This window comes from Rhizobium etli 8C-3, from assembly GCF_001908375.1.
Lineage (GTDB): Bacteria > Pseudomonadota > Alphaproteobacteria > Rhizobiales > Rhizobiaceae > Rhizobium > Rhizobium etli_B.
On the sequence record NZ_CP017241.1, the window covers coordinates 1,504,055 to 1,528,114 of the forward strand.

The following is a 24,060-nucleotide window of genomic DNA, read 5'->3' on the forward strand; positions in this document are numbered from 1 at the left end:
CACCGACAATGCAAACCGATTCATTCGGGCTATTGGAAGGGTATGAGATGGCGGATGCGGAGAGCGGCTTCGTCGGTGGTACGCCGGGTTTCGTGCATCTGCGTGTCCACTCGGCCTATTCGCTCCTTGAAGGGGCGCTGCCGCTGAAGAAGATCCTTTACAAGGCAACCGGCGATAGCCAGCCGGCGATCGCCATCACAGACACCAACAACCTGTTCGTCGCCCTCGAATTCTCGCAAAAGGCGATGGAGGAGGGGTTGCAGCCGATCATCGGCTGCCAGCTGTCGATCGATATGGACGACCTGGAGACAGAAAGGCGCGGCGGCCAGCAGGGTCTGCCCAAGCTGCCTTCGATCGTCGTGCTCGCCGCGACCGCGGCTGGCTACGAGCGGCTCGTCGATCTCGTCAGCCGCGCTTATCTCGGCGGCGACGACAACCAGGCTGTCCATATCAGGGCCAACTGGCTGGAAGAGGCGGGAACCGAAGGGTTGATCGCGCTGACGGGTGCGCTTGGCGGTCCCGTCGATATGGCACTGAAGCAGGGGCATTCCGCACAGGCGCAAACCCGGTTGCTTGCCCTGAAGCACCTCTTTCCAGACCGGCTATATGTCGAATTGCAGCGCCACGGAACCTATGACAAGCGCCATGAACAGAGGGTCGTGGGGCTTGCATATGAGCACGATCTTCCGCTGGTGGCGACGAACGAGGCGTTTTTCCCGACGCGTGACGACTATGATGCCCACGATGCCCTGATGGCCGTTGCCCATAACGCCATCGTCTCGGACGACAGCCGCTTCCGCCTGACGCCGGACCACTATTTGAAGAGCCGCGCCGAGATGGCGAAGCTCTTTGTCGATCTGCCCGAAGCGCTGCAAAACACGGTGGAGATCGCCCGGCGCTGCTCCTTCGTACTGAAGACCCGCAAACCCATCCTGCCGCGCTTTACCGGTGCCACCGACGATCCCGAGGAGGCGGAACGCGCCGAAGCGCTGGAGCTCCGCCGGCAGGCGGAGGAGGGGCTCGACATGCGCCTTTCGACACTCGGCATGTCGCCCGGCTATGAGGAGAAGGATTACCGTGAACGGCTGGAATTCGAACTCAGCGTCATCGAGCGCATGCGGTTTCCGGGCTACTTCCTGATCGTTGCGGACTTCATCAAATGGGCAAAGCAGCATGATATCCCGGTTGGCCCCGGCCGCGGTTCCGGTGCAGGCTCGCTGGTTGCTTATGCGCTGACGATCACCGACGTCGACCCGCTGCGCTTTTCGCTGCTCTTCGAACGCTTCCTCAATCCCGAACGCGTCTCGATGCCCGACTTCGATATCGACTTCTGCCAGGATCGTCGCGAAGAGGTGATCCGCTACGTGCAGCAGAAGTACGGCCGCGCGCAGGTGGCGCAGATCATCACCTTCGGGTCGCTGCAGGCGCGCGCTGCCCTGCGCGACGTTGGCCGTGTGCTGGAAATGCCTTATGGCCAGGTCGACAAGATCTGTAAGCTGGTACCGAACAACCCGGCCAATCCGACGCCGCTCTCCAAGGCGATCGAGGAGGAGCCGAAGCTTCAGGAGGAGGCGGCGAAGGAGCCCGTGGTGGCGCGCCTGCTCGATATCGCCCAGAAGATCGAGGGCCTCTACCGCCACGCCTCGACGCACGCCGCCGGCATCGTCATCGGCGACCGCCCGCTTTCGAAGCTGGTTCCGATGTATCGCGACCCGCGCTCCGACATGCCGGTTACCCAGTTCAACATGAAGTGGGTCGAGCAGGCCGGCCTTGTTAAATTCGACTTCCTCGGCCTGAAAACGCTGACGGTACTGAAGGTCGCGGTCGATTTCGTCGCCAAGCGCGGTATCAAGGTGGACCTCGCCGCGATCCCGCTCGATGACAAGAAAACCTACGAGATGCTCTCGCGCGGCGAAACGGTCGGCGTGTTCCAGGTGGAAAGTGCCGGCATGCGCAAGGCGTTGATCGGCATGAAGCCGGACTGCATCGAGGACATCATCGCCCTCGTCGCGCTTTATCGACCGGGCCCGATGGAAAACATCCCGACCTACAATGCCCGCAAGCATGGGGACGAAGAGATCGAGTCGATCCATCCGAAGATCGATCACCTGCTCAAGGAGACACAGGGCGTCATCGTCTATCAGGAACAGGTGATGCAGATCGCCCAGGTCCTGTCCGGCTATTCGCTCGGCGAAGCCGATCTTCTGCGCCGCGCCATGGGCAAGAAGATCAAGGCGGAAATGGACCAGCAGCGTGAACGCTTTGTCGACGGCGCCATCAAGAACGGCGTGTCGAAGCCGCAAGCCGATAATATCTTCGAATTGCTGGCAAAGTTCGCAAACTACGGCTTCAACAAGTCGCACGCTGCCGCCTACGCTATCGTTTCATATCAGACTGCCTATATGAAGGCGCATTACCCGGTCGAGTTCCTGGCCGCGTCGATGACGCTCGATATGTCGAACACCGATAAGGTCAACGATTTCCGGCAGGATGCCAAGCGCCTCGCCATCGAGGTCATTCCACCCTCGGTTCAAAGCTCGTTCCGACAATTTGAAACCGGCGACAACCGCATTTACTACGCATTGGCGGCGCTGAAGGGCGTCGGCGAAAATGCCGTCGATCACATTGTCGACGTGCGCGGCGACAAGTCTTTTGCGAGCATCGAAGACTTCTGCCTGCGCATCGATCCGCGCCAGGTCAACCGGCGCGTGCTGGAAAGCCTGATCTATGCCGGCGCCTTCGACTGCTTCGGCCAGGATCGCGCTCAGCTCGCAGCCGGCCTTGATCGCATTTTGGGCTATGCCCAGCGCGCGCAGGAAAATAAGCTGAGCGGCCAGTCGGATATCTTCGGCGGCGCGCTATCGTCCGGGCCGGAGAAAATCGCGCTGCCGCCGTTTTCGCCCTGGCTCGCTTCCGAGCGGCTGCTCAAGGAGTTCCAGGTGCTGGGCTTCTACCTGACGGCGCATCCGCTAGACAGCTACAACAACATCCTGCAGAAGATGCGGGTGCAGACCTTTGCGGATTTCTCCGCTGCCGTGAAACAGGGCGCAACCAATGCCCGGCTTGCCGGAACGGTCATTTCGAAGCAGGAGCGCAAGACGCGCACCGGCAACAAGATGGGCATCATCGTCTTTTCGGATTCGTCGGGCCAGTTCGAAGCCGTGCTGTTCTCCGAAATGCTCAACCAGTACCGCGACGTGCTGGAACCCGGGAAGTCCTTTGTGCTAACCGCCACCGGCGAGGAGCGGCCGGAGGGCGTCGGTCTGCGCCTGCAGACGATCCAGTCTCTGGAGGAGAAGTCGCTCCAAATGCAGAAGTCGCTGCGCGTTTATGTCCGCGATTCCGGTCCTTTGCGCTCCGTTGCGGCGCACCTGAACGCCAAGGGTGACGGCCTCGTTTCCTTCATCGTCATCAAGGAGGACGGCAAGCGCGAGGTCGAGGTCGAATTGCCGCAAAAATACCGCATCACACCGGAAATCGCCGCCGCATTGCGCGCTGCCCCCGGCATTGTCGATGTCGAGCTTGTCTAGGTCATGAACTGCAAGGCCGGCAGCCGCTGAACCAGAATCAGAAAACGCCCCGTTCCTGAAGAAAGGCTTTTGCGATCTGCTCTGCGAGCCGTGCCATCTCGTCGGCGGGAATCTTCAGCACGCCATGCTCGACCATCAGCGCGTGGTACTGCTGCTCTTCGAGTGGTAGGCCTGACGGCAGAGGAACCACATGGAAATGGAGATGGCTGTTGGCTTGCCGGCTTCCGAGTGAAAGAACGTAGATTCTTTCAGCCTCGAATGTGTTTTTCAGCGCCCGAGACAAGTGGTGAACATGCCGTTGCAGTCGAAGGTATTCTTCGGTGGAGAGATCCCCGGCCAAGTCCTCGCGGTGTTTCCTTGGGGAAACAATGCAGTATCCGGGCAGCGTTGGATACTTGCTGAGAAAGATGATCGTCTCCTCATCCTCGAAAATGCGATGATGGAAGAATGCAGGATCTCCGCCCACCAGCCCGCAGATAAAGCAGGGCCTTGTCTCTATGTCGCGCAGGTAGGCATCGAGATTGAACGGCTGGCGTTTGCTCATGCTGAACATCATCGAAACGTTAAATCAAATACGCGCGCTTCCGTTCAATTTTGGACGAAGGTTGTCTTGAGCGCCTTGGCAGCATCCTGGGCGTGGTCTCGGCGGTCAATGAAGTTGCGTGCCCGAGGGATCGGGTCGTGCAGATACTGATCGGGGCCGAGCATCTTGCGCCGATTTAGCTCGACCGTGCTGAGCGGATCGAAATCGACCCCCACGATTGCGTAACCCCACCCGGGGTTATGAGATGCCCACCCCTTCCGATGGTGTTCCAGAAGCCGTTCGCGCCCGCAATAACCGTGATGATCGAAGGCGATGATGCCGTTCGTCACATACATATGAGCTCCTGCAAAACCCTCGTTCGGAATGATCCGCTCAGCATGGAAATCTTCGAGCGGCGGACGCCGAAGGAAGACACCGGCGAGGATGTGGCAGGCGCCATAGCCAAAAAAGATCCGGTCCGGCAGCGCCCACCGTTTTTCAGGATTCTTCTTGATGCCGTGTTTCAGGACGTACATTCGTGAGCATTTCCGTTTTCGATCCGGCCAACCACTTGGTTGATCGAACGTTCCGAACGAGACGCTTTATTTGCAACCAGTATGGCATTGTTTGCAACGAGATCGCAACTGGAAGGCAGCGCCGGAACCGACTGCAAAGGCCTGACGGCCACCACGTCCGTGCCGCCTGCTATCGATGGCTTTGCGCTCTAGCGCGTAATGGTGATGAAATCCGTGCCGGCGCCGGTCTCTGGGCCGATGCCGGTGTCGGAAATCGTCAGCGTCGAGCCTGCCGCCAGCATGCCGTCGATCCGTCGGCGTGTTTCTGCGGGTATCGTGATGCGGTCGAGCGCGTTGGCGATCGGCGTGCCGGTTACGATCGAACTCTCGTTGGCGACGATCCCGAGCCGCTTCATTGCTTGCCTGGAGAGATCATTCTTGAGCGTCACGCCGAGCCAGTCGGCCTTGCCGGCCTTGGCGTCGACGGCGTGCAGCACGAAGAAATGCGCGCCAAGTGCCTGTCGTGCATTGTCGATCGAAACCGGTGCCTCGAAGACCGGCATGAAGTCCTGCCGCACCATGATGACGCCGTTCGGCGGCTCGCCTTTGCCGGTCGCAGCGTAAACTTCCCTGAGGAGAGTGTCGCTGACGAGCACCCTGTCATCTTTGAATTGCGCCGGCCGCAGCGATTTGAAGGTGTTGATCGCCTGAATGGTGGCCGGCCCGACAAGACCGTCAGCTGTACCCGTCGAAAAACCCAGCTGGTTGAGATGGGTCTGGATGTCGATCACTGTCTCGCGCTGGGTTCGACGGGTAATGAGGATGCGGATCGGATCGGTGTTTTGCGGTGCCGCGACCTGCGCGACAGGCGACGGCGCGGCGCTGTTCATCGCCAGCTGAACCGGCTCTCCGCCGTACTGGCCGATCGCCGGGCGCAGTTCCGCATCCGAAAGCAGCAGTGGCGGTTCCGGCTGCTCGGGACGGAAGAGATTTGCATGCGCGATCGGCTCAGGCACCACTTCGGCATCGCTGATGATGACCGGCACGCTGAGATCCGTCATCTTGTAGAGCTGCTTGGCAAAGGTTGCGGGCATGCGCACGCAGCCGTGAGAGGCCGGATAGCGCGGGACGGAATTCGATTCATGAAGGGCGATGCCGGACCAGGTCAGCCGCTGCATCCACGGCATCGGAGCTGCCGAGTAGAGGTTGGACTCGTGGTACTTCTTCTTTTCGAGTATTGAAAAGATACCGTTCGGTGTCGTGTGACCGGCCTTTCCGGTGGAGACTTTCGAGGTCGCGATCACCTCTGTGCCGTCATAGACGACAAGCGACTGCTTGTCCTTGGATACAAAGATTTGCAAGGTGCGGGCATCCACCGCAAACGCCGGGTGATGCACGAGCGCGGTCGCCGACAAAAAGCCGAGGCCGAAAACAAAACGCGAGAACATGTGAGCCAACCAATACGCAATACTTGCCCGTAAGATTACGGCACGATTCCTTAAGGAAGGCTTGAGCATCCGTCGTGGGATCGGCGCTCACGCATCGGTGATCTTTGGCCGGCACAGTCGCGTTCTTGCCATTGCCGGACTATCCGTCGCGTTTGCCGCTGCCGAACGTATAGCCGGTCTCCACGGTCTTCTTGCCGAACTTCTCGCGCAGTTTGTCCATCGCGCCTTCCGCCGCCGCGCGCCGCATGGACTGCTTGTCGATGAGGTCGGGCGGGTCGGCCCGCACCGGATCGCAAAGGTCGGTGACGCCGATGCCGATCAGGCGGAATTTCGTGCCGTCGGTCTCCCTCTCCAGAAGCTCGATGCCGGTCCGGAAAATCCTGTCGGCAAGCTGCGTCGGATCTTCCAGCCTACGGTTGCGGGTGCGGGACCTGAAGTCCGCCGTCTTCATCTTCAAGACAACCGTATTGCCGGCAATGCCGCTCTTCTTAAGCCGCCAGGAAACCTTCTCGGAGAGGCTGCGCAGGATCGGCACCAACTCGTCATAACGTGAAATATCGTCGAAGAAGGTCGTCTCTGAAGAAACGCTCTTTGCCGGATCGTTGAGGTGAACCTGGCGATCGTCGATGCCGCGCGAAAGGCGCGCAAGCCTCTGGCCGATACTGCCGTAACGGCGCATCAGGTCCGTTTCCTCCATCGTCTGCAATTGCCCGATTGTGCGGATGCCGTCCGCTTCGAGCATTGCCGCGAAAGACTTGCCAACGCCCCAGATCGTCGTCACCGGTCGCGGCGCCAGAAAATCCACGGCTTCTGCACGGCCGATGACGGAAAAGCCGCGCGGCTTTTGCAGGTCTGAGGCCACCTTGGCGAGGAACTTGCAGTAGGACAGCCCGACCGAAACCGTGATGCCGATCTCGTTTTCCACACGGCGGGCGAATTTCGCGAGCGTTCGCGCCGGCGTGTCGCTGTGCAGGCGCTGGGTGCCGCCGAGTTCGAGGAATGCCTCGTCGATTGAAAGCGGCTGCACAAGCGGCGTCAGTGCCTGCATCATGGTGCGGACCTCGCGGCCGACCTTGACGTATTTTTCCATATCGGGGCGGATGACGACCGCCTGCGGGCATGCCTCCAGCGCCTTGTACATCGGCATGGCGGAGCGAACACCATGGATGCGGGCGATGTAGCAGGCGGTGGACACGACGCCGCGCTTGCCGCCGCCGATGATGACCGGCTTGTCGGCCAGTTCAGGATTGTCGCGCTTTTCCACTGCCGCGTAGAACGCGTCGCAATCGATATGTGCGAGCGTCAGATCATTAAGTTCCTCGTGCCGCACGACACGCGGACTGCCACAGGCCGTGCAGCGGCGTGCAAGGCCCTTCTGCTCGGCAAGGCAGTCGCGACAGAAGCCGGGTGTCTTGTCAGGGTTGGGCGTCATCGTGGTGAGAACAAAGATTGAACATTGTCAGACTACGCCTTAAACTTCCGAGTCTCAAGAGACGGGAGAGGTTTGGCTTTGGATATCGATCTGCGTTTTGAGCCGGTGACGCCGGAGCGCTGGACAGATTTCGAGAGACTTCTCGGTCCGCGCGGCGGCTTCTGTGACTGCTGGTGCGTGGCACTCAGGTTGCCGCATGCAGTGCGCACCAAAATGCGGCCGGATGAGCGGAAAGAGCATATCAAAAACCGCATCGCCGCCGGTCCGCCACCCGGAATTCTCGCATATGCGGGTGGCCAGCCGGTCGCCTGGGTGCAGGTGGGGCCGCGCCATGATGTTGCCCAATTCAACTCGCCGCGCACAGTTTCCCGGCCGCTGGAGGAGGGTGATGTGCTGGATCCGTCCATCTGGGCTGTGAGCTGTTTCTTTCTCTCGCCGCCCCTGCGTGGCATTGGTCTTAGCCATCGCCTTCTGCAAGGCGCGATCGATCACGCGCGGCAAAACGGCGCGGGCTATCTCGAAGGCTGTCCCATCGACCACTCGAGACAGTCGAAGTCGGTCACGCTGTGCATTGGCTCGACCGCGATCTTCGATGCGGCGGGCTTCGAGCCGGTGGCGCGGCGAAAGGACGGGCGGCCGCTCATGAGGCTCGATTTGCGGCAGCGAGGCTCCGAGCCGCATCAGCTTCAGTGAAATGTCGGCCGATCAGCGATGCAGCCTCGTTCCAGTCGTGAATACGGCCGAATGCCGTCCATGGCCGCAGGCGCGAAACGGTGACGATCAAAGACCGGCATCGGTTGCAGCACAAAACAATTGCAACATGATCGCGCACCGAATGAAGATTGACCGCCATGTCGTCGATGAAAGCGACCGGCCCTTTCGCCTGACAGGTGCCAAGCAGCGGGGAGGGGAGGTTGAAGCGGTCGGCCCAACCGCAGCCGTTGATCCGCATAGACCGGCGGCATTGCGGTCAGGAAAACAATATCGACAGTGGCGGAGAACCTGCCGGGCGCCTTTGCGGCCAGAAAAAGGGGTAACGCCACTCCTCCTGCCGTTCGAAGAAGATTTCGACCGGCCGACGGACATGGATAAGATCGAGCGCAACCCCATCTTTAGAAACGATATTGCCATGAAGATGAAAGGATCGCGGCAAAAGCTCATGCCCTTCGCTGAGCAGGAACCGCTGAAAGGGATCGATGGACTGCAGCACGAAGGCGTCGACCTCGCAGACGATCAGCGGGGTCGCCGAGCCGCACATGCGAGAGATCGAAAGCTCCGGTCTCCATTGCGCTCAGTATTCTCCCGAATCGAGGCCGGGAGAGGAGAAATGCCGCCATACGGCAGCGAGCGTATCGGGCTTCGTCCCGGTCGCCTCGCAAAATGCCACCGCCGTTGGCTCGTGGTTCATCAGGAAATCGAGCAGTCCGGCGAGGAAGCCCGGATCGTGGACGGCGTTGCGGACCTGGGCAGGCTCCACGCCGGTCAGTGCCAGGAAACGCGAGAACATGTCGGGTTCGTTCGCCAGCCAGCTCAGAACGGCAATCGCCGTTTCCTGCGGGTCTGCGGCTAATTGTTTGGAAGTCTTGAAGTTGCTTTGCATTTCGCTGGGTAAGTTACCTTTTCTTCAACCAAATACCGGTAGTTTGCCACTATCGGTTTCCTGGATTCGCGCGCGCAGGCTTATGTCACGGCGCGATCGGCTGCAGGGACGAGACGTAGGGACACGCGTGCCATGCCCAAACAGGTGATGATTGTAGAAGATAACGAGCTTAACATGAAGCTCTTTCGCGACCTGATCGAGGCGTCCGGCTATTCGACAATTCAGACCCGAAACGGCATGGAAGCGCTTGATCTTGCTCGAAAGTATAAGCCAGACCTGATCCTTATGGATATCCAGCTCCCGGAGGTTTCCGGCCTGGAGGTCACCAAATGGCTGAAGGAAGACGATGAGCTGCATGTCATCCCGGTGATTGCGGTGACGGCCTTTGCAATGAAGGGCGACGAGGAGCGTATCCGCCAGGGCGGCTGCGAAGCCTATGTCTCCAAGCCTATCTCGGTTCCGAAGTTCATTGAAACGATCAAGACCTATCTCGGTGATGCCTAGCGCATCTGAAAGACGTTTATGACTGCGCGCATATTGGTGGTTGATGATGTTCCGGCGAATGTGAAGCTGCTCGAAGCGCGGCTTCTCGCGGAATATTTCGACGTGCTGACGGCGGCGGACGGCTATCAGGCACTGGCGATCTGCGAGCGCAACCAGGTCGATCTCATCCTGCTCGATGTGATGATGCCGGGGCTTGATGGCTTCGAGGTCTGCGCGCGACTGAAGGCGAGTTCGAAGACTTCGCATATTCCCGTCGTGATGGTGACGGCACTGGATCAGCCGGCTGACCGCGTGCGCGGCCTCAAGGCGGGTGCCGATGATTTCTTGACCAAGCCTGTAAACGACCTGCAGCTCATCTCCCGCGTCAAGAGCCTTCTGCGCCTGAAGACGCTGAGCGATGAACTGCGCATCCGTGCCGAAACGGCCGAGACCATGGGAATCGACGATCTGCTGCGTGCCGGCGAAGGGCGCCCGGAAGAGGCCGGACAGATTCTGCTGGTCGACGGCCGCGCCAATTCGCAGGAGCGTATCATCAAGGCGCTGAAGCCGATCGCCGATGTGACGGCCATCTCCGACCCGCAGGCAGCCCTGTTCGAAGCTGCCGAGAACGCCTTCGAGCTCGTGATCGTCAATGCCAATTTTGACGATTACGATCCCTTGCGGCTCTGCTCTCAGTTCCGCTCGCTGGAACGTACCCGCTTTCTGCCGATCCTGATCATAACGGAGCAGGGCGCAGACGACATGGTCATCCGGGCTCTCGATCTCGGCGTCAACGACTACATCGTCCGCCCGGTCGATCCGAACGAACTCGTTGCCCGCGGGCTGACGCAGATCCGCCGCAAGCGCTTCAACGACCGCCTGCGGGCCAGCGTCAAGCAGACCATCGAGCTTGCCGTCACTGATCCGCTCACGGGCCTCAACAACCGCCGTTACCTCGACAATCATCTCAAGGTCCTCTTCAACCGCTCGATGGCCCGGGGGCGACCGCTGTCCGTGCTGATCACCGACATCGACCGCTTCAAGCAGGTGAACGACACGCACGGCCATGATGCCGGCGACGAAGTGCTCAAGGAATTTGCCAACCGCATCCGCTCGACCGTCCGCGGCGCCGATCTTGCATGCCGCTATGGCGGGGAGGAGTTCGTCGTGGTGATGCCCGATACGTCGCCTGAGGTGGCTGCAGCGGTTGCCGAGCGTCTGCGGGCCTCGGTCGAAAGCATTCCTTTTGGGTTGAAATCGGCGGGGCAGGAGCTGAAAGTCACCGCCTCCTTCGGTATCTCTTCGCGCCTGTCCTCGGTCATCACACCGGACCAGCTTATGAAGCAGGCCGATCTTGCCCTTTATGAAGCGAAAAACACTGGCCGGAACCGGGTTGTTGCTGCTGCAGCCTGACGGCAATACTGTCTCGTAACCGGCGCAGGACATGGTTTTCCACCGGAAAACATCGAATATTACAAATTTGTAATCGTGCTCCTGGCAATGGACGCGCTTCTTTTGTGGAAAAGGCCTGGAAATGGATCACTGCCTTCAGTGAGGTTCTGGGCCTGCATTTGCCACGGCTAAAAGAACAACGCCACACTGTCGAAGAATACACGGATTGCGGCAGGCCACTATGCAAGCGGTGCTATTTTCCGAAACGGAAATGTGCGACCTCACGTAACGTCAGCGTCCAGTGAAGTTACTGCTATGTGCCTATCGGTTTCTTTGGAAATCTGGTTCATTTCCTGAACGCCTAAGTCATTCGGCTGAGCTCCACCTGCCCCAAAATTGGACTTTTAACCATAGGAGCAGGCAGGAATTTCTCATCATTAAGAATTTGTTGATTTTCTTTCATTTCTGCGCAAACAATTGGCTCATAAGAGAAAAGCACTCCCTCTATAGGAGTCGGAATACCCCATGATGCTCAGGTCCGCCGCATCTCCTGGGTCGTGGGGTCCGGTCGGCTAGCTCGCAACTTTTCGCGGTTCCTCGTGCCGCCTTGCCTGCTGGCCGACCCCCTTTGCCTGAAAACGCCGTCTTGTGCCATTGCGGAGCAAGGCGGCGTTTTTCATTTTGGACTGGTGGGCAAAAAAGACAATCCAGGAATGAAAAAAGCGCGCAGCCGGACGGCGCGCGCTCTTCCATCAACCTGAGGTCAAGAATTACTTGATCTTAGTTTCCTTGAACTCGACGTGCTTCTTGGCGACCGGGTCATACTTGGTCTTCGTCATCTTGTCCGTCATCGTCCGGCTGTTCTTCGTCGTGACGTAGAAGAAGCCGGTGTCGGCCGTCGACAGCAGCTTGATCTTGATTGTGGTAGCCTTGGCCATGGTTGTCCTGCCTTTAAGAAAATGAAAGCCGTGGAAAGCCGGATGGGCTCCACGGCAAATTCTGGCGCGAAACTACGAATCCGGCCCGAAAAGTCAAGCCCGCTTTCGCAGGAAAAGCAGCCTTATGCCTGCCAGCAAGGCATAAAGCCCGAAGAAACAGGCAATCGCCCATGCAAAACCATTGTTTCCGGCAACGTCGATAGCAACCCCGATCGCCTGCGGGCCGGCCACGGTGCCCACGGCATAGCAGAAGACGAAGGCGGCATTAGCCGCTGCAAGATCGGAGCCTTTGAGCCTGGAACCGAGGTGGCTGAGGCCGACGGTATAAAGGCCGGCAACGCAACCGCCCCAGAAAAGCAGGACTCCTGCCATCATGATCCAGCTGTGGGAGAGCAGCGGAAGCATCAGCGAGCCGATTAGGCCCATGAAGGCCATTGCGGCAAGCAGCGGGCGCTTGTCGGAAATCCTATCGGAGAGCATTCCGACCGGGATTTGAAAGATCACATTGCCGATGCCCATGACCGTCAGCAGCAATGCCGCCTGCGATTCGGTGAAGTTCGCGCGGATCGCGTAGATCGGGAACAGTGAAAGGCCGCCCGCCTCGACCGCACCGAAAATGAAGACTGCGGCCGTTGCCGTCGGTACCAAAAAGACGTAGCGCATGAAGTGCAGCTCCGGCTTCTCCTCTAGGATAGGGCTTTCGTGTCGCGCGATAAAGATCGGAATGGCCGCAAGCAGGATCGCGGCTGCACCAACCAGAAACGGCAAAATGCCTTCGCTGCCGAGAATCGAAAACAAGAGGGGGCCGGCCGCGAAACCGAGCGAAAGCACTGTCGCGTAGATGCCAAGCACGAAGCCTCGTTTCGTCGGAGGGGAGGCGGCATTGATCCAGAACTCCGACAGGATGAACAGGGTCGTCGTCGCGCCGTGGAATGCAAATCGCAATGGGAACCAGAGCCAGAAATTTTCGGCGTAGTAAAATCCGAGTGAGCTGAGCGCGGAAATCACTACGGCCCAGAGCATTGTCGGGGCGACTCCGTATTGATGAGCGAGTTTTGTGGTGATCGGGGCGGCAGCCATGGCGGCGATCCCCGCCATGGCCGTATTCAGGCCGATGAGGGTTGAGGGAATACCGCGCTTTTCCAGGATGATGCTGAGAAGCGGAAGGCCAAGGCCGATCGCGATGCCGACAGCGGAAATCGACGAGACGGCGGCAACCAGCGACGGCCAATGGATTTCCTCGACATCGCCTGGTGTGCCGTTTCTCGGCTGAGACATGAATCCATCCTTGAATGACTGAAACGAATCGCCCGTTTTGTGGCACATAGAAAGGCACACGCGTGCCAAATCCAAGTGACGGGCTGTGCTTTACGGAAAGTCCGGTGCCGATGGCAATAGATCAAATAGTCCAGCTCATGTTCACTAGGGACTGGTGCTGCAATCCTGCAGCGCCGGCGAGCGTTGCCCACTACACGCGAATTATGTCTGGACGGTGAAGGTGCAGGATTGCTTACGATGAGCGCCCGCCGGGGATATCGTAGTCGTCGTGATCATCGTTCTGGCCGCCGAAACCATGCAGGCGAAGCGCCCATTGCAGGCCGATCACGCCGCCCTTGATCGGCTGGATCGCGACGAGGGCGGTGACAACTGTGACGGGAGCCCAGATCGCCAGCGTCAGCCAGAGCGGCAGCGGCCAGATCATGTCGGTCATCATGTAGCCACCGACCACGACGTGGCCGAGAACGAGGATGACGAGATAGGGCGGAAGGTCGTCGGAGCGGTGATGGTGCATGGCCTCGCCGCAGGCGGCGCAATGGTCGACGGGCTTGAGAAAAGCTCTGAAAAGCCTGCCGCTGCCGCAATGTGGACAACGGTTGAGCATGCCGCGCATGATGGAGCGGCCGAGCGGGCGCTCCGTCGTTTCTGCGTCCCCATGACGGACCGGTTGTTCGGTCGAGGCAGTTGTCATGATCGTTCCCTTTCGAGCGTCCCTACACGCATGGAGCACCGCCGTCCGCCTGGCGGAGAAGGGACGCTGCTTGTTTCAAATGCAGAACATCCCATGAAAGGATGTTCTATCGCCGCCCCCTTGGCGGCCTTGTCCCGGCCGCCTTGCGGGCCTGGCGGTTGTCGCGGCGGCCTGCCTTGTGGAACGAGCGCACCGCCGTCGGCATGTTGCGGCCTTCGCTTATCATCTCGAAGCGAAGGGCGCCGGCAAGCGGGATCGCTTCGGCAAGCTTCACGGTGACATCGTCTCCAAGACGGTATCCCAGACCGGTCCTTTCACCTGACAGCGCCTGATGCGCCTCATCATAGATGAAGTAGTCCGTGCCGAGCGTGGATATAGGTACGAAGCCGTCGGCTCCATAGTCAGGGAGGGCGACAAATAGTCCCGATTTCGTGACACCCGATACGCGCCCCTTGAATTCTTCCCCGACACGCGTGCTCAGATGATGAGCGACCAGCCGGTCGACCGTCTCGCGCTCGGCGGCCATTGCACGGCGCTCGAACGTGGAGATTTCGGCGGCGATGTCGTCGAGTGCGGCTTCTTCCTCCGGTGTGATACCGCCTTCGCCAAGACCGAGCGAGCCGACCAGAGCACGATGAACGATCAGGTCCGCATAGCGTCGGATCGGCGAGGTGAAGTGCGCATATTTCATCAGGTTCAGCCCGAAATGGCCGATATTTTCCGGGCTGTAGATCGCTTGGCTCTGCGAGCGCAGAACCATCTCGTTGACCATCGTCTGATGCGGCGTGTTCTCGGCTTTTGCCAGGATGCCGTTGAAGCTGTTCGCACGCACATTGCCGCCTTTGGCAAGCGAGATGCCGAGCGTTGCCAGAAATTGGCGCAGGATCTCCTGCTTGGCGAGCGTCGGACCGTCGTGGACGCGATAGATCAGCACCTGACGCTTCTTCTCGAGCGTTTCGGCCGCGCAGACATTTGCCTGGATCATCATTTCTTCGATAAGCTTGTGCGCGTCGAGCCGCGGCGGCACGAAGACGCGGTCCACCGTGCCGTCCGGTTTCAGCAGGATCTTGCGCTCGGGCATATCGAGTTCGAGCGGCTGGCGCCTTTCACGGCCGCGCTTAATCACCTCGTAGGCGTGCCACAGCGGCTTGAGGATCGGCTCCAGCATCGGCCCGGTCTTGTCGTCGGGCTTGCCGTCGATCGCTGCCTGCGCGTTGCTGTAGGAAAGCTTCGCCGCACTTTTCATCATGATGCGGTGGAACGTATGCCCGGCCTTACGGCCTTCCTTCGAGAAGACCATGCGCACGGCAAGTGCCGGTCGGTCGACGCCTTCCTTCAGCGAGCAAAGATCGTTGGAGATGCGTTCCGGCAGCATCGGCACGACACGATCGGGGAAATAGACCGAATTGCCGCGCTTCAGCGCTTCGCGGTCGAGTGCTGAATTGGACCTGACATAATAGGAGACATCGGCGATCGCCACGGTGATGATCACGCCGCCGGGGTTGTCGGGGGAGGGGTCCTCTTCGGCATAGACCGCGTCATCGTGATCCTTCGCATCGGCCGGGTCGATGGTGATCAGCGGCACGTCGCGCCAATCCTCGCGATGCGACATCGTCGCGGGCCTGGCCGCCAAGGCTTCGTCGATCACCGGCTGCGGGAAGACATGCGGAATGCCGTGCGCGTGGATCGCGATCATCGAGATCGCCTTTTCCGAGGCGACGGAACCGACGACCGACAGCACTTTTGCGCGCGGCAGGCCGAAGCGTCCGAGGCGCGCGATCTCGACTTCGACGAGATCGCCGTCCTTGGCATCGCCCGTATAATCCGGATCGATCAGCATCTCTTCGCCGCGTCGTTCGATCGGCAGCAGCCGTCCAGCGCCGCCGGGGGCGGTGCGGAAGACCCCCATGGTCGCGCCGCGGCGCTTGTCGATGATCTTGATGATGCGCGCGGTATAGGCCGGTCCGCCGCGGTCAGCCGCCGGAAAGATCTTCGCCACGACGCGATCGCCCATTCCGGCAACGGGTGTCTTGCCCTTGCCCTGGCGTCCGGCAGGCGACGTCTGGCGGATCGCGACGGCAGGTGCAACGCCCTGATCCTCAGGCCACTCCGCCGGCCGGCCGATCAATTCGCCGTCCTTGTCGCGTGTCGTGATGTCGAGAACGGTTACCGGCGGTAGTGCGCCCGGCCGGATCAGCGATTTCCGTGTCTTCTGCAGCATGCCTTCCTGTTCGAGGCCTCGCAGCATGTGCTTGAGTTCGACGCGGCTGTCACCCTTGAGGCCGAAGGCCTTGGCGAGCTCGCGTTTGGACGCCTTTTGCGGATGCTCGGCGATGAAGCGCAAAATGACTTCGCGCGACGGCAATGCGCCGTGCACGATGTTCAGCGGTTCGACGGGAGCGGCTTCGCGGCTCGCGCGGCCGAGCTTGCCCGAGCGCTTGCCCAAGGTCTTCGTTCTTTCGCGCGGAATCCTGCTCACTCTCAGCTCTTCTTCGTTTTGGCGGGCGCTTTCGCTTTCGCAGCGGCTTTGGCCTTGGGCTTGGCGGCGCTTTTGGTCGCCTTGCCTTGTGAAGCGGCAGCCTTTGCCTTCGGTTTTGCCCTGCCCTTGGCCGCCGGCGCCTTGCCGGCCTTGGCGGCGATCAGCGCCAGCGCTTCCTCGACCGTGATTGCCTGCGGATCCTTGCCCCTAGGCAGCGTGGCATTCACCTTGCCCCAGCTCACATAGGGACCATACTTGCCGTCACGAACGGTGATTGCGCCACCATCGGGATGGTCGCCCAACTCCTTGAGCGCGGCCGGTGTTCCACGCCCACGGCCGCCCGGAGCCTTGTTCGCCTTCTCGGCGATCAGCGTTACGGCACGGTTGAGGCCGATCGAAAACACGTCCTCGACGCTTTCCAGATTGGCATAGCCGCCGTCATGCAGCAGGAATGGCCCGTAACGCCCGATGCCGGAGGAGATCATCTTGCCGGTTTCCGGATGCTTGCCGATGTCGCGCGGCAGCGAGATCAGCGCCATGGCCTTCTCGTAGTCGATGTCTTCCGGCTTCCAGCCCTTCGGGAGCGAAGCGCGCTTGGCATCCTTGCCGTCGCCGCGCTGGATGTAAGGGCCGAATCGACCGGAGCGCAGCGTCAGTTCCACGCCGGTCACCGGATCGATGCCGAGGTTCTTCGGTTCGTTTTGGACCCCCCCTTCGGCTTCTCCGCCGTTTTCGGAGGTGAGCTGACGGGTGTAGTTGCATTCGGGATAGTTCGAGCAGCCGACGAAGGCGCCGTATTTGCCGAGCTTCAGCGACAGGTTTCCGGTGCCGCAGACCTGGCAGATGCGCGGATCGCTACCGTCCTCCCGCTTCGGGAAGACGAGCGGCGCCAGCTGTTCGTTGAGCGAATCGAGCACATTGGTGACGCGCAGTTCCTTTGTATCTTCGATCTGCGAGAAGAAATCCTTCCAGAAATCGCGTAGCACCTGTTTCCAGTTGAGCTCGCCTGCCGAGATCCGGTCGAGCTTCTCTTCCAGGTCGGCAGTGAAATCGTATTCGACATATTTGGTGAAGAAGCTTTCGAGGAACGCCGTCACCAGGCGTCCCTTGGAATGGGGGATCAGCTTGCGCTTGTCGATCGTCACATATTCGCGGTCGCGGAGCGTCGCGAGGGTCGCGGCGTAGGTGGAGGGACGGCCGATGCCGAGCTCTTCCATCTTCTTGATCAGCGTCGCTTCCGAATAGCGAGGCGGCGGTTCGGTGAAGTGCTGCGTCGAGTTGATCTTCTGCTTTGCGAGGTTTTCGCGCGCATTGATCTCCGGCAGGCGGCCGCCTTCGTCGCCTTCGTCGGTCTGTTCGCCGTCTTCCTTCTGGTCGGTGTAAGCGGCAATGAAGCCGTCAAACCGGATGACGGATCCGACGGCGCGCAGGCCGGCCTTCTTTCCATTGTTGTCAGCAGCGATTTCGGCCGTCGTGCGCTCGATTTCGGCAGAGGCCATCTGGCTCGCGATGCCGCGCTTCCAGATCAGGTCGTAGAGCTTGATCTGATCGGCATCGAGGAATTTCCGCACACGGTCGGGCGAACGGTAGAAATCCGTCGGACGGATTGCTTCGTGGGCTTCCTGTGCGTTCTTCGCCTTGGTGGAATAGAAACGGGCCTTTTCCGGCATGTAGCGCTCGCCGAACTGATCGACGATGGCGCGCCGGGCCGCATCGATCGCTTCTGGTGCCATCTGCACGCCATCGGTACGCATATAGGTGATGAGACCGACCGTCTCGCCGCCGATATCAACACCTTCGTACAGTCTCTGGGCGATCTGCATCGTGCGCGATGCAGAAAAACCAAGCTTGGAGGAGGCTGCCTGCTGCAGCGTCGATGTCGTGAACGGCGGTCCCGGGTTACGCTTGACGGGCTTTGCCTCGATGCTGTCGACGACATAGGCTGCACCCTCGAGCAGGGCTTTCAGCTTGCCGGCGTCGTCGCCGTTGGCGATCGATCGCGCCTGCAGCCGTTTGCCATCGGCTGCAACCAGCTTGGCCTCGAATTCATCACCGCGCGGCGTCTTCAAAAGAGCCGAAATGTTCCAGTATTCTTCCGAAATGAAACGCTCGATTTCGGTTTCGCGGTCGCAGACGAGACGCAGCGCGACCGATTGTACGCGGCCGGCCGAACGGGCACCCGGCAACTTGCGCCAGAGTACCGGCGAAAGATTGAAGCCAACGAGGTAATCGAGCGCGCGTCGTGCGAGATAGGCATCGACCAGCGGTACGTCGATGTCCCGCGGTTCGGCCATCGCATCCAGGACCGCCTTTTTGGTGATGGCGTTGAAGACGACGCGCTTCACCGACTTGCCGTTCAGCACGCGCTTCTTGTTCAGGACGTCGAGGACGTGCCAGGAGATTGCTTCACCCTCGCGATCCGGGTCGGTTGCCAGGATGAGCCCATCGGAAGACTTTACCGCATCGGCGATGTCCTTCATGCGCTTGGCCGAGGCGCTGTCGACCTCCCAGAGCATTTCGAAGTCCTGGTCAGGAAGAACAGAGCCGTCCTTGGCAGGCAGATCGCGCACATGGCCGAAGGAGGCGAGCACCGTGTATCCGGAGCCCAGATACTTGTTGATCGTCTTGGCCTTGGCAGGCGATTCCACCACTACAACATTCATCATGATTCTCTAAAAAACCACCGCGCCCGGCGAGGAGAAGAGCGTAATACTTGCCGCTCGAAGATTACCGGCACTCCGACATGGACAGGGAAATCGCTCCGGTCAAGGGGTTTGCTGAATTTTAGAGCTCCCGCAGCACCGGGAGGGCGGCTTCGTCCAACTTACCCTTTTGCCCCGATCTTGCTCTCCGTCCCACTCATGAGGCGGGAAATGTTGGCCTTATGCTTGTAATAGGAGATGACAGACATCACCGCCATGACGGCCGCAACTTTCTCGACCCCCAATATCCACAGTGCAACCGGGACGACAAGCATCGCAACCAGCGCCGACAGCGAGGAATAACGGGTCGTAAAGGCAACCGCGAGCCATACGGCGCCGAAAAGCAGAACCATGACCGGCGCGACCCCTAGCAGCGTGCCGATATAGGTGGCAACGCCTTTGCCGCCCTTGAAGCCGATCCAGACGGGGAAGAGGTGGCCGATGAAGGCAAAGAAGCCGGCAATGATGCCCGCTTCCCCGCCAAGGAAATAACCGACGATCCAGGCTGCGGCCGACGCCTTCAGCGCATCGAGCAACAGGGTCGCAGCCGCAAGCTTCTTGTTGCCGGTACGCAGCACATTTGTCGCGCCGATATTGCCGGAGCCGATGCTGCGCACATCGCCGAGCCCTGCCGCCTGCGTCAGGATGAGACCGAAGGGGATCGAGCCCAGCAGATAGCCGATAACGGCCGCCGCAAACGCCAGCGGCAGTGTGATCTGCCAGGTCAACACGTCAGAGATCATATAACTCCATCCCTTTCGTCCAATGGACTTACCCCACCCGCAGACCGTCTCGCCCAAAGGGGAAAGCATCTCTACAGCGCCTTGCGAAGGACCAAACGCCTCTGCCAGCCGCCTTCACCACGCCTGCGGGGGCAACACCCGCCTTATTCCACTCCGTAAACAAGCTTACCCGCGACATAGGTCGCGACAGCCCGTCCGCTGAAGCGCGCATCCTCGAAAGGCGTATTCTTCGAGCGCGAGAGAAGCATGTCTTCTGAGACAAGCCAAGGCTCGTCGAGATCGATCAGCGCGATATCGGCTTTGGCACCGGGCTTCAGCGTGCCGGCATCGAGGCCGAAGATCTGCGCAGGGCGCGTCGACATCGCATCGATCAGCCGCATCAGACTCACCTGGCCGCTATGGTAAAGGCGCAAGCCCGCCGCAAGCATCGTCTCAAGACCCACTGCACCATCAGCCGCTTCGCCGAAAGGCAGCCGTTTGGTATCGACATCCTGCGGATCATGCGAAGAAACGATGATGTCGATTGCCCCTCTCGCCAGCGCATCCACCATCGCCACGCGGTCGTCTTCGGAACGCAGCGGCGGATAGAGCTTGAAGAAGGTGCGGTACTCGCCGATGTCGTTTTCGTTAAGCGTCAGGTTGTTGATCGAGATGCCGCAGGTCACCTTGGCGCCGCGGCTCTTGGCAAGTTCGATCGCCTCGACCGACTCCGGTACCGAGATCATCGCTGCGTGATACGTGCCGCGGGTCAGTTGCGCGATGCGAAGGTCTCGTTCAAGAGGAATGAGTTCGGCTTCCTTCGGAATGCCCCCGAGGCCGAGCCAGCTGGCAAGCAAGCCTTCATGCATGACGCCGGTGGCGCCGAGATATTTGTCGCGGGTCTCGCAGGAGATGACGGCGCCGAATTCGCGCGCATAGGTCATCACTCGCCGCAGCACCTGCGTGTCATGAACGCTGGAACGGCCATCTGTGAAGGCGACGGCGCCGGCTTGCATCAGCAAGCCGATCTCAGTCATTTCCTCGCCGGCCAGGTGCTTGGTGATCGCCGCAGCCGGATAGATGTTGACGAGCGCCGTGTCCCTGGCCGTTTTCTTGACGAATTCGACCAGTGCGATGTCGTCGATGACAGGATCGGTGTCTGGCATCATGATGATCGAGGTGACGCCTCCTGCGGCCGCCGCCCGGCTCGCCGAAGCGATCGTCTCGCGATGTTCGGCCCCCGGCTCGCCGATATTGACGCATGCATCGACCAGACCCGGGGTTGCGACAAGGCCGTTGCAATCGCGAACCGCGGCACCTTCCGGCGCCCCCTGGTTCTGCGCATCCTTACCGGCTGCGGCAATCACGCCGTCCTTGACGATGATCGTGCCGATCTCGTCGAGATTTTTCGAAGGATCGATGATACGAACATTCTTGAGAACGATCGAGTTCGTCATGCCCGCGGCCCCCGGTTCTGAGACACGAGCAAAATCTCCATCACCGCCATGCGCACCGCGACCCCCATTTCCACCTGTTCGGCAATCACGCTTTGCGGTCCATCCGCCACTTCGGATGAAATTTCCACCCCACGGTTCATAGGTCCCGGATGCATCACCAGGGCGTCGGCCTTGGCAGCTTTGAGGGTTTCCGCATCAAGCCCATAGAAATGGAAATACTCGCGCACGGAAGGCACGAAGGCGCCGGACATCCGCTCGCGCTGGAGGCGCAGCATCATCACCACGTCGGCGTCCTTGAGCCCTTCCTTCATCGAGTGGAAGACCTCGACACCCATCTCCGCAATGCCGGCCGGAAGCAGCGTCGCTGGTGCGACGACACGGACCCGCGCGCCCATGGCATTCAGAAGCAGGATGTTTGAGCGCGCCACCCGCGAATGGAGCACGTCGCCGCAGATCGCCACGATGATGCGCGACAACCTGCCCTTGGCACGGCGGATCGTCAGCGCGTCGAGCAGCGCTTGCGTGGGATGCTCGTGCTGGCCGTCGCCGGCATTGACCACCGAGCAGGAGACTTTTTGCGCCAGGAGTGCAGCGGCACCGGCGCTCGAATGGCGGATCACCAGCACGTCCGGCCGCATCGCGTTCAGCGTCATCGCCGTATCGATCAGCGTTTCGCCCTTTTTCACCGAGGAATTGCCGACCGACATGTTCATGACGTCGGCGCCGAGGCGCTTTCCGGCGAGTTCGAAGGAGGCTTGCGTGCGCGTGGATGCTTCGAAGAAGAGGTTGATCTGCGTCAGGCCGCGAAGGGTCGATGTCTTCTTCTCGCGCTGCCGGCTGATCTTGACGGCCTCATCCGCCTTGTCGAGCAGGTAGGTGATATCCTGCTCCGTGAGGCCTTTTATGCCGATGAGGTGGCGGTGGGGAAAGAAGACCATGAACCTGCCTCTTGCTGTGTCACGCGCTCTATAATGAGTGGCGCGGTAAGGGGCAAGCACGTGCTGCGGACAAAGGCTTACGTCCCCACGCAATTTGTCGTAAATCCGTAAGAGCAGAAGCGGGAAAGCTCGAACTTCCGCTTTCCCTTTGCCTGCCTCTTGCAATAGAAGCGACTCATGACATCCGCTGAAGAAAAACTCGCCGAGCTGAACCAGCCTAGTCTCTGGTCCGGCATCAATGCCTACCGGTCCGATCCGCTGATCGTCGACCTGACTGCGGCGCTGCCGCGCGGCACGCGCGAGGATCTGGAAAACATGGGCCGTTACGTGACCTCGCCGGAGGCGCAGGAGCTGGCGCGCATGGCAAACCAGGGCACGCCACAGCTTCGCACCCATGGCCCGCGCGGCGAGCGTCTGGATGTCATCGAGTTTCACCCGGCATGGCATGCACTGATGCGCCGCTCAATGTCCGTCGGCTTGCATTCCTCCGTCTGGGATCCACAGGCCGATGCCGACGCCAAGGATCAGGCGCACAAGATCCGCGCGGCCCGCTTTTACCTGACTGCCCAGCTCGAATCCGGCCACCTTTGCCCGCTGACGATGACGAGTGCTTCGGTGGCAGCACTGTCGGCTTCGCCTGCCGTGCAGAAGGACTGGGCGCCGAAGATCCTCTCGCGCAAATATGATTCGTCTAACAAGCCCGCCATGCAGAAGTCTGCCGTGACAATCGGCATGGGCATGACCGAGAAGCAGGGCGGCACCGACGTCCGCTCCAACAAGAGCACGGCCGAAAAGGTCAGCGAAGGCATTTACCGACTGTCGGGGCACAAATGGTTCATGTCTGCGCCGATGAGCGATGCCTTCATCATGCTGGCGCAGACGAAGGAAGGCATGGGCTGCTTCCTCGTTCCGCGTCTGCTGGAAGACGGTTCGGCCAACGGCCTGCGGTTCCAGCGGCTCAAGGACAAGGTCGGCAACCGCTCGAACGCCTCCTCCGAAGTCGAGTTCAGCGACACCTTCGGCTTCCTGCTTGGCGGCCCGGATGCAGGCATCCGCACGATCCTCGACATGGTGACGTTGACGCGGCTTGACTGCGCGCTTGCCTCGTCGGGCATCATGCGCGCCTCGCTTGCCGAGGCCGTCCACCATACCCGCGGCCGCAGCGTCTTCGGCAAGATGCTCGTCAACCAGCCGATCATGACCCGCGTGCTGGCCGATATGGCGCTCGACGTCGCGGCCGCAACGGCGCTGTCCTTCCGCCTCGCGGATGCTTTCGACAAGGCCCGCGGCAATGCGGAAGAGGCTGCCTACGCCCGCGTCATGACGCCGGTTGCGAAATACTGGTGCTGCAAGATCGCGCCGGCGCTGATCTATGAGGCGATGGAATGCATCGGCGGCAGCGGCTACATCGAGGAGCGCCCCATCGCCCGCCACTACCGTGAAGCCCCGGTCAACGCCATCTGGGAAGGCTCAGGCAACGTGATGGCGCTCGATGTGCTGCGCGTGTTGACGCGCGGCAAGGATCTGTTCGAAACGGTGTTCACCGGCCTTGCCCGCGATCTCGGTCCGGCCGGCAAGAAGACGATTGACGTCCTTCGCGCCGCAATGGCGCTTTGCGAACGGGACGAGGGCGCAGCCCGCCTTCTGGTCGAACAGCTTGCGCTCGCCGCGGCTGCTGCCGAGCTCTACCGCCTCGGTGCCGGTCGCATCGCCGACGCCTTCATCGAAACCCGCCTCGCAGGCGGCTGGCGCGCGACATACGGCATGCTCGATTCCCGCTTCGACGCGACCTACATCGTGGACCTGCTTTATCCGCCGGCAGGATAGCGCAAGATCACCTACAGCCCTTGCCTGCGCTTGGATAGTGATCGTGATGCAGCAGGGTTTGACGATCTTCAATGCCAGGTGGCGGGGTCGATGATCCTGCGGATG

At 60.5% G+C, this 24,060-nt stretch carries 18 protein-coding genes and 1 pseudogene; 5 read left to right on the forward strand and 14 right to left on the reverse strand.

The annotated features are described in order from the left end of the window. Nucleotides 1–47: 47 nt before the first annotated feature. Nucleotides 48–3,530 carry a DNA polymerase III subunit alpha gene (gene dnaE / locus AM571_RS07635; RefSeq protein WP_074060898.1) on the forward strand — a complete coding sequence of 1,161 codons (3,483 nt, stop codon included), beginning with the start codon at nucleotides 48–50 and terminating at the stop codon, nucleotides 3,528–3,530. Between the two features lie 37 nt (nucleotides 3,531–3,567). Here the strand turns inward: dnaE and AM571_RS07640 are convergent, their stop codons facing one another. The 4 genes from AM571_RS07640 to AM571_RS07655 form a co-directional block, all read right to left on the reverse strand. Beyond that, nucleotides 3,568–4,074 (reverse strand): HIT family protein, encoded by a 507-nt coding sequence (locus tag AM571_RS07640; protein WP_074063123.1) that lies wholly within the window; start codon nucleotides 4,072–4,074, stop codon nucleotides 3,568–3,570. Nucleotides 4,075–4,118: 44 nt separating this feature from the next. Further along, nucleotides 4,119–4,589 carry a hypothetical protein gene (locus tag AM571_RS07645; protein WP_074060899.1) on the reverse strand — a complete coding sequence of 157 codons (471 nt, stop codon included), beginning with the start codon at nucleotides 4,587–4,589 and terminating at the stop codon, nucleotides 4,119–4,121. A 188-nt stretch (nucleotides 4,590–4,777) separates the two neighbouring features. After that, nucleotides 4,778–6,016: a L,D-transpeptidase family protein gene (locus AM571_RS07650; RefSeq protein ID WP_074060900.1), complete on the reverse strand. Its 1,239-nt coding sequence runs from the start codon at nucleotides 6,014–6,016 to the stop codon at nucleotides 4,778–4,780. 139 nt (nucleotides 6,017–6,155) lie between these two features. Then, the gene (locus tag AM571_RS07655; RefSeq protein WP_074060901.1) at nucleotides 6,156–7,448 is read right to left on the reverse strand and encodes a DNA polymerase IV; all 1,293 of its coding nucleotides are present in this window, start codon (nucleotides 7,446–7,448) and stop codon (nucleotides 6,156–6,158) included. Between the two features lie 78 nt (nucleotides 7,449–7,526). Here AM571_RS07655 and AM571_RS07660 point away from each other — a divergent pair, with 78 nt between their 5' ends. Next, nucleotides 7,527–8,141: a GNAT family N-acetyltransferase gene (locus tag AM571_RS07660; RefSeq protein WP_074060902.1), complete on the forward strand. Its 615-nt coding sequence runs from the start codon at nucleotides 7,527–7,529 to the stop codon at nucleotides 8,139–8,141. Here AM571_RS07660 and AM571_RS07665 read toward each other — a convergent pair. Together AM571_RS07665 and AM571_RS07670 are read right to left on the reverse strand one after the other, a co-directional pair. After that, nucleotides 8,089–8,734: pseudogene (locus tag AM571_RS07665) on the reverse strand (hypothetical protein). The gene AM571_RS07660 and the pseudogene AM571_RS07665 sit on opposite strands and share 53 nt — an antisense overlap. A gap of 5 nt (nucleotides 8,735–8,739) precedes the next feature. Then, a complete protein-coding gene (locus AM571_RS07670) occupies nucleotides 8,740–9,048 on the reverse strand; it encodes a DUF3572 domain-containing protein (RefSeq protein ID WP_074060903.1) in 309 nt (102 codons plus the stop codon). Nucleotides 9,049–9,180: 132 nt separating this feature from the next. Between AM571_RS07670 and AM571_RS07675 the strand changes: the two genes are divergently transcribed. Beyond that, nucleotides 9,181–9,552, forward strand: a complete 372-nt coding sequence (locus tag AM571_RS07675; RefSeq protein WP_074060904.1) for a response regulator — start codon at nucleotides 9,181–9,183, stop codon at nucleotides 9,550–9,552. 18 nt (nucleotides 9,553–9,570) lie between these two features. Further along, the gene (locus AM571_RS07680) at nucleotides 9,571–10,944 is read left to right on the forward strand and encodes a PleD family two-component system response regulator (protein WP_074060905.1); all 1,374 of its coding nucleotides are present in this window, start codon (nucleotides 9,571–9,573) and stop codon (nucleotides 10,942–10,944) included. A gap of 749 nt (nucleotides 10,945–11,693) precedes the next feature. Here the strand turns inward: AM571_RS07680 and rpmG are convergent. From rpmG to AM571_RS07720, 8 genes are all read right to left on the reverse strand, one after another. Then, nucleotides 11,694–11,861, reverse strand: a complete 168-nt coding sequence (gene rpmG / locus AM571_RS07685; protein ID WP_003547442.1) for a 50S ribosomal protein L33 — start codon at nucleotides 11,859–11,861, stop codon at nucleotides 11,694–11,696. A 93-nt stretch (nucleotides 11,862–11,954) separates the two neighbouring features. Beyond that, complete coding sequence (locus AM571_RS07690; RefSeq protein ID WP_074063124.1) at nucleotides 11,955–13,139, reverse strand: MFS transporter; 1,185 nt, start codon at nucleotides 13,137–13,139, stop codon at nucleotides 11,955–11,957. 232 nt (nucleotides 13,140–13,371) lie between these two features. After that, nucleotides 13,372–13,830 carry a DUF983 domain-containing protein gene (locus AM571_RS07695; protein ID WP_074060906.1) on the reverse strand — a complete coding sequence of 153 codons (459 nt, stop codon included), beginning with the start codon at nucleotides 13,828–13,830 and terminating at the stop codon, nucleotides 13,372–13,374. A 106-nt stretch (nucleotides 13,831–13,936) separates the two neighbouring features. Further along, nucleotides 13,937–16,309 carry a ribonuclease R gene (gene rnr / locus AM571_RS07700; protein WP_074060907.1) on the reverse strand — a complete coding sequence of 791 codons (2,373 nt, stop codon included), beginning with the start codon at nucleotides 16,307–16,309 and terminating at the stop codon, nucleotides 13,937–13,939. A gap of 2 nt (nucleotides 16,310–16,311) precedes the next feature. Next, on the reverse strand, nucleotides 16,312–18,972 hold the full coding sequence (gene topA / locus AM571_RS07705) for a type I DNA topoisomerase (protein WP_074060908.1): 2,661 nt from the start codon (nucleotides 18,970–18,972) through the stop codon (nucleotides 16,312–16,314). 161 nt (nucleotides 18,973–19,133) lie between these two features. Next, nucleotides 19,134–19,754 (reverse strand): glycerol-3-phosphate 1-O-acyltransferase PlsY, encoded by a 621-nt coding sequence (gene plsY, locus AM571_RS07710; protein WP_074060909.1) that lies wholly within the window; start codon nucleotides 19,752–19,754, stop codon nucleotides 19,134–19,136. 143 nt (nucleotides 19,755–19,897) lie between these two features. Further along, complete coding sequence (locus AM571_RS07715; RefSeq protein WP_074060910.1) at nucleotides 19,898–21,190, reverse strand: dihydroorotase; 1,293 nt, start codon at nucleotides 21,188–21,190, stop codon at nucleotides 19,898–19,900. Further along, entirely contained in the window at nucleotides 21,187–22,128 is a 942-nt protein-coding gene (locus tag AM571_RS07720; protein ID WP_074060911.1) for an aspartate carbamoyltransferase catalytic subunit, read from the reverse strand. The genes AM571_RS07715 and AM571_RS07720 overlap by 4 nt, the downstream gene beginning before the upstream one ends. A gap of 177 nt (nucleotides 22,129–22,305) precedes the next feature. Here AM571_RS07720 and AM571_RS07725 point away from each other — a divergent pair, with 177 nt between their 5' ends. Next, complete coding sequence (locus tag AM571_RS07725) at nucleotides 22,306–23,955, forward strand: acyl-CoA dehydrogenase family protein (protein WP_074060912.1); 1,650 nt, start codon at nucleotides 22,306–22,308, stop codon at nucleotides 23,953–23,955. The last annotated feature ends 105 nt before the right edge of the window (nucleotides 23,956–24,060 follow it).

Coding starts and splice junctions, on each gene's coding strand:
- dnaE (WP_074060898.1), top strand. CDS start 48: ATGGCGGATGCGGAGAGCGGCTTCGTCGGTGGTACGCCGGGTTTCGTG.
- AM571_RS07640 (WP_074063123.1), bottom strand. CDS start 4,074: ATGAGCAAACGCCAGCCGTTCAATCTCGATGCCTACCTGCGCGACATA.
- AM571_RS07645 (WP_074060899.1), bottom strand. CDS start 4,589: ATGTACGTCCTGAAACACGGCATCAAGAAGAATCCTGAAAAACGGTGG.
- AM571_RS07650 (WP_074060900.1), bottom strand. CDS start 6,016: ATGTTCTCGCGTTTTGTTTTCGGCCTCGGCTTTTTGTCGGCGACCGCG.
- AM571_RS07655 (WP_074060901.1), bottom strand. CDS start 7,448: ATGACGCCCAACCCTGACAAGACACCCGGCTTCTGTCGCGACTGCCTT.
- AM571_RS07670 (WP_074060903.1), bottom strand. CDS start 9,048: ATGCAAAGCAACTTCAAGACTTCCAAACAATTAGCCGCAGACCCGCAG.
- AM571_RS07675 (WP_074060904.1), top strand. CDS start 9,181: ATGCCCAAACAGGTGATGATTGTAGAAGATAACGAGCTTAACATGAAG.
- AM571_RS07680 (WP_074060905.1), top strand. CDS start 9,571: ATGACTGCGCGCATATTGGTGGTTGATGATGTTCCGGCGAATGTGAAG.
- rpmG (WP_003547442.1), bottom strand. CDS start 11,861: ATGGCCAAGGCTACCACAATCAAGATCAAGCTGCTGTCGACGGCCGAC.
- AM571_RS07690 (WP_074063124.1), bottom strand. CDS start 13,139: ATGTCTCAGCCGAGAAACGGCACACCAGGCGATGTCGAGGAAATCCAT.
- AM571_RS07695 (WP_074060906.1), bottom strand. CDS start 13,830: ATGACAACTGCCTCGACCGAACAACCGGTCCGTCATGGGGACGCAGAA.
- topA (WP_074060908.1), bottom strand. CDS start 18,972: ATGAATGTTGTAGTGGTGGAATCGCCTGCCAAGGCCAAGACGATCAAC.
- plsY (WP_074060909.1), bottom strand. CDS start 19,754: ATGATCTCTGACGTGTTGACCTGGCAGATCACACTGCCGCTGGCGTTT.
- AM571_RS07715 (WP_074060910.1), bottom strand. CDS start 21,190: ATGACGAACTCGATCGTTCTCAAGAATGTTCGTATCATCGATCCTTCG.
- AM571_RS07720 (WP_074060911.1), bottom strand. CDS start 22,128: ATGGTCTTCTTTCCCCACCGCCACCTCATCGGCATAAAAGGCCTCACG.
- AM571_RS07725 (WP_074060912.1), top strand. CDS start 22,306: ATGACATCCGCTGAAGAAAAACTCGCCGAGCTGAACCAGCCTAGTCTC.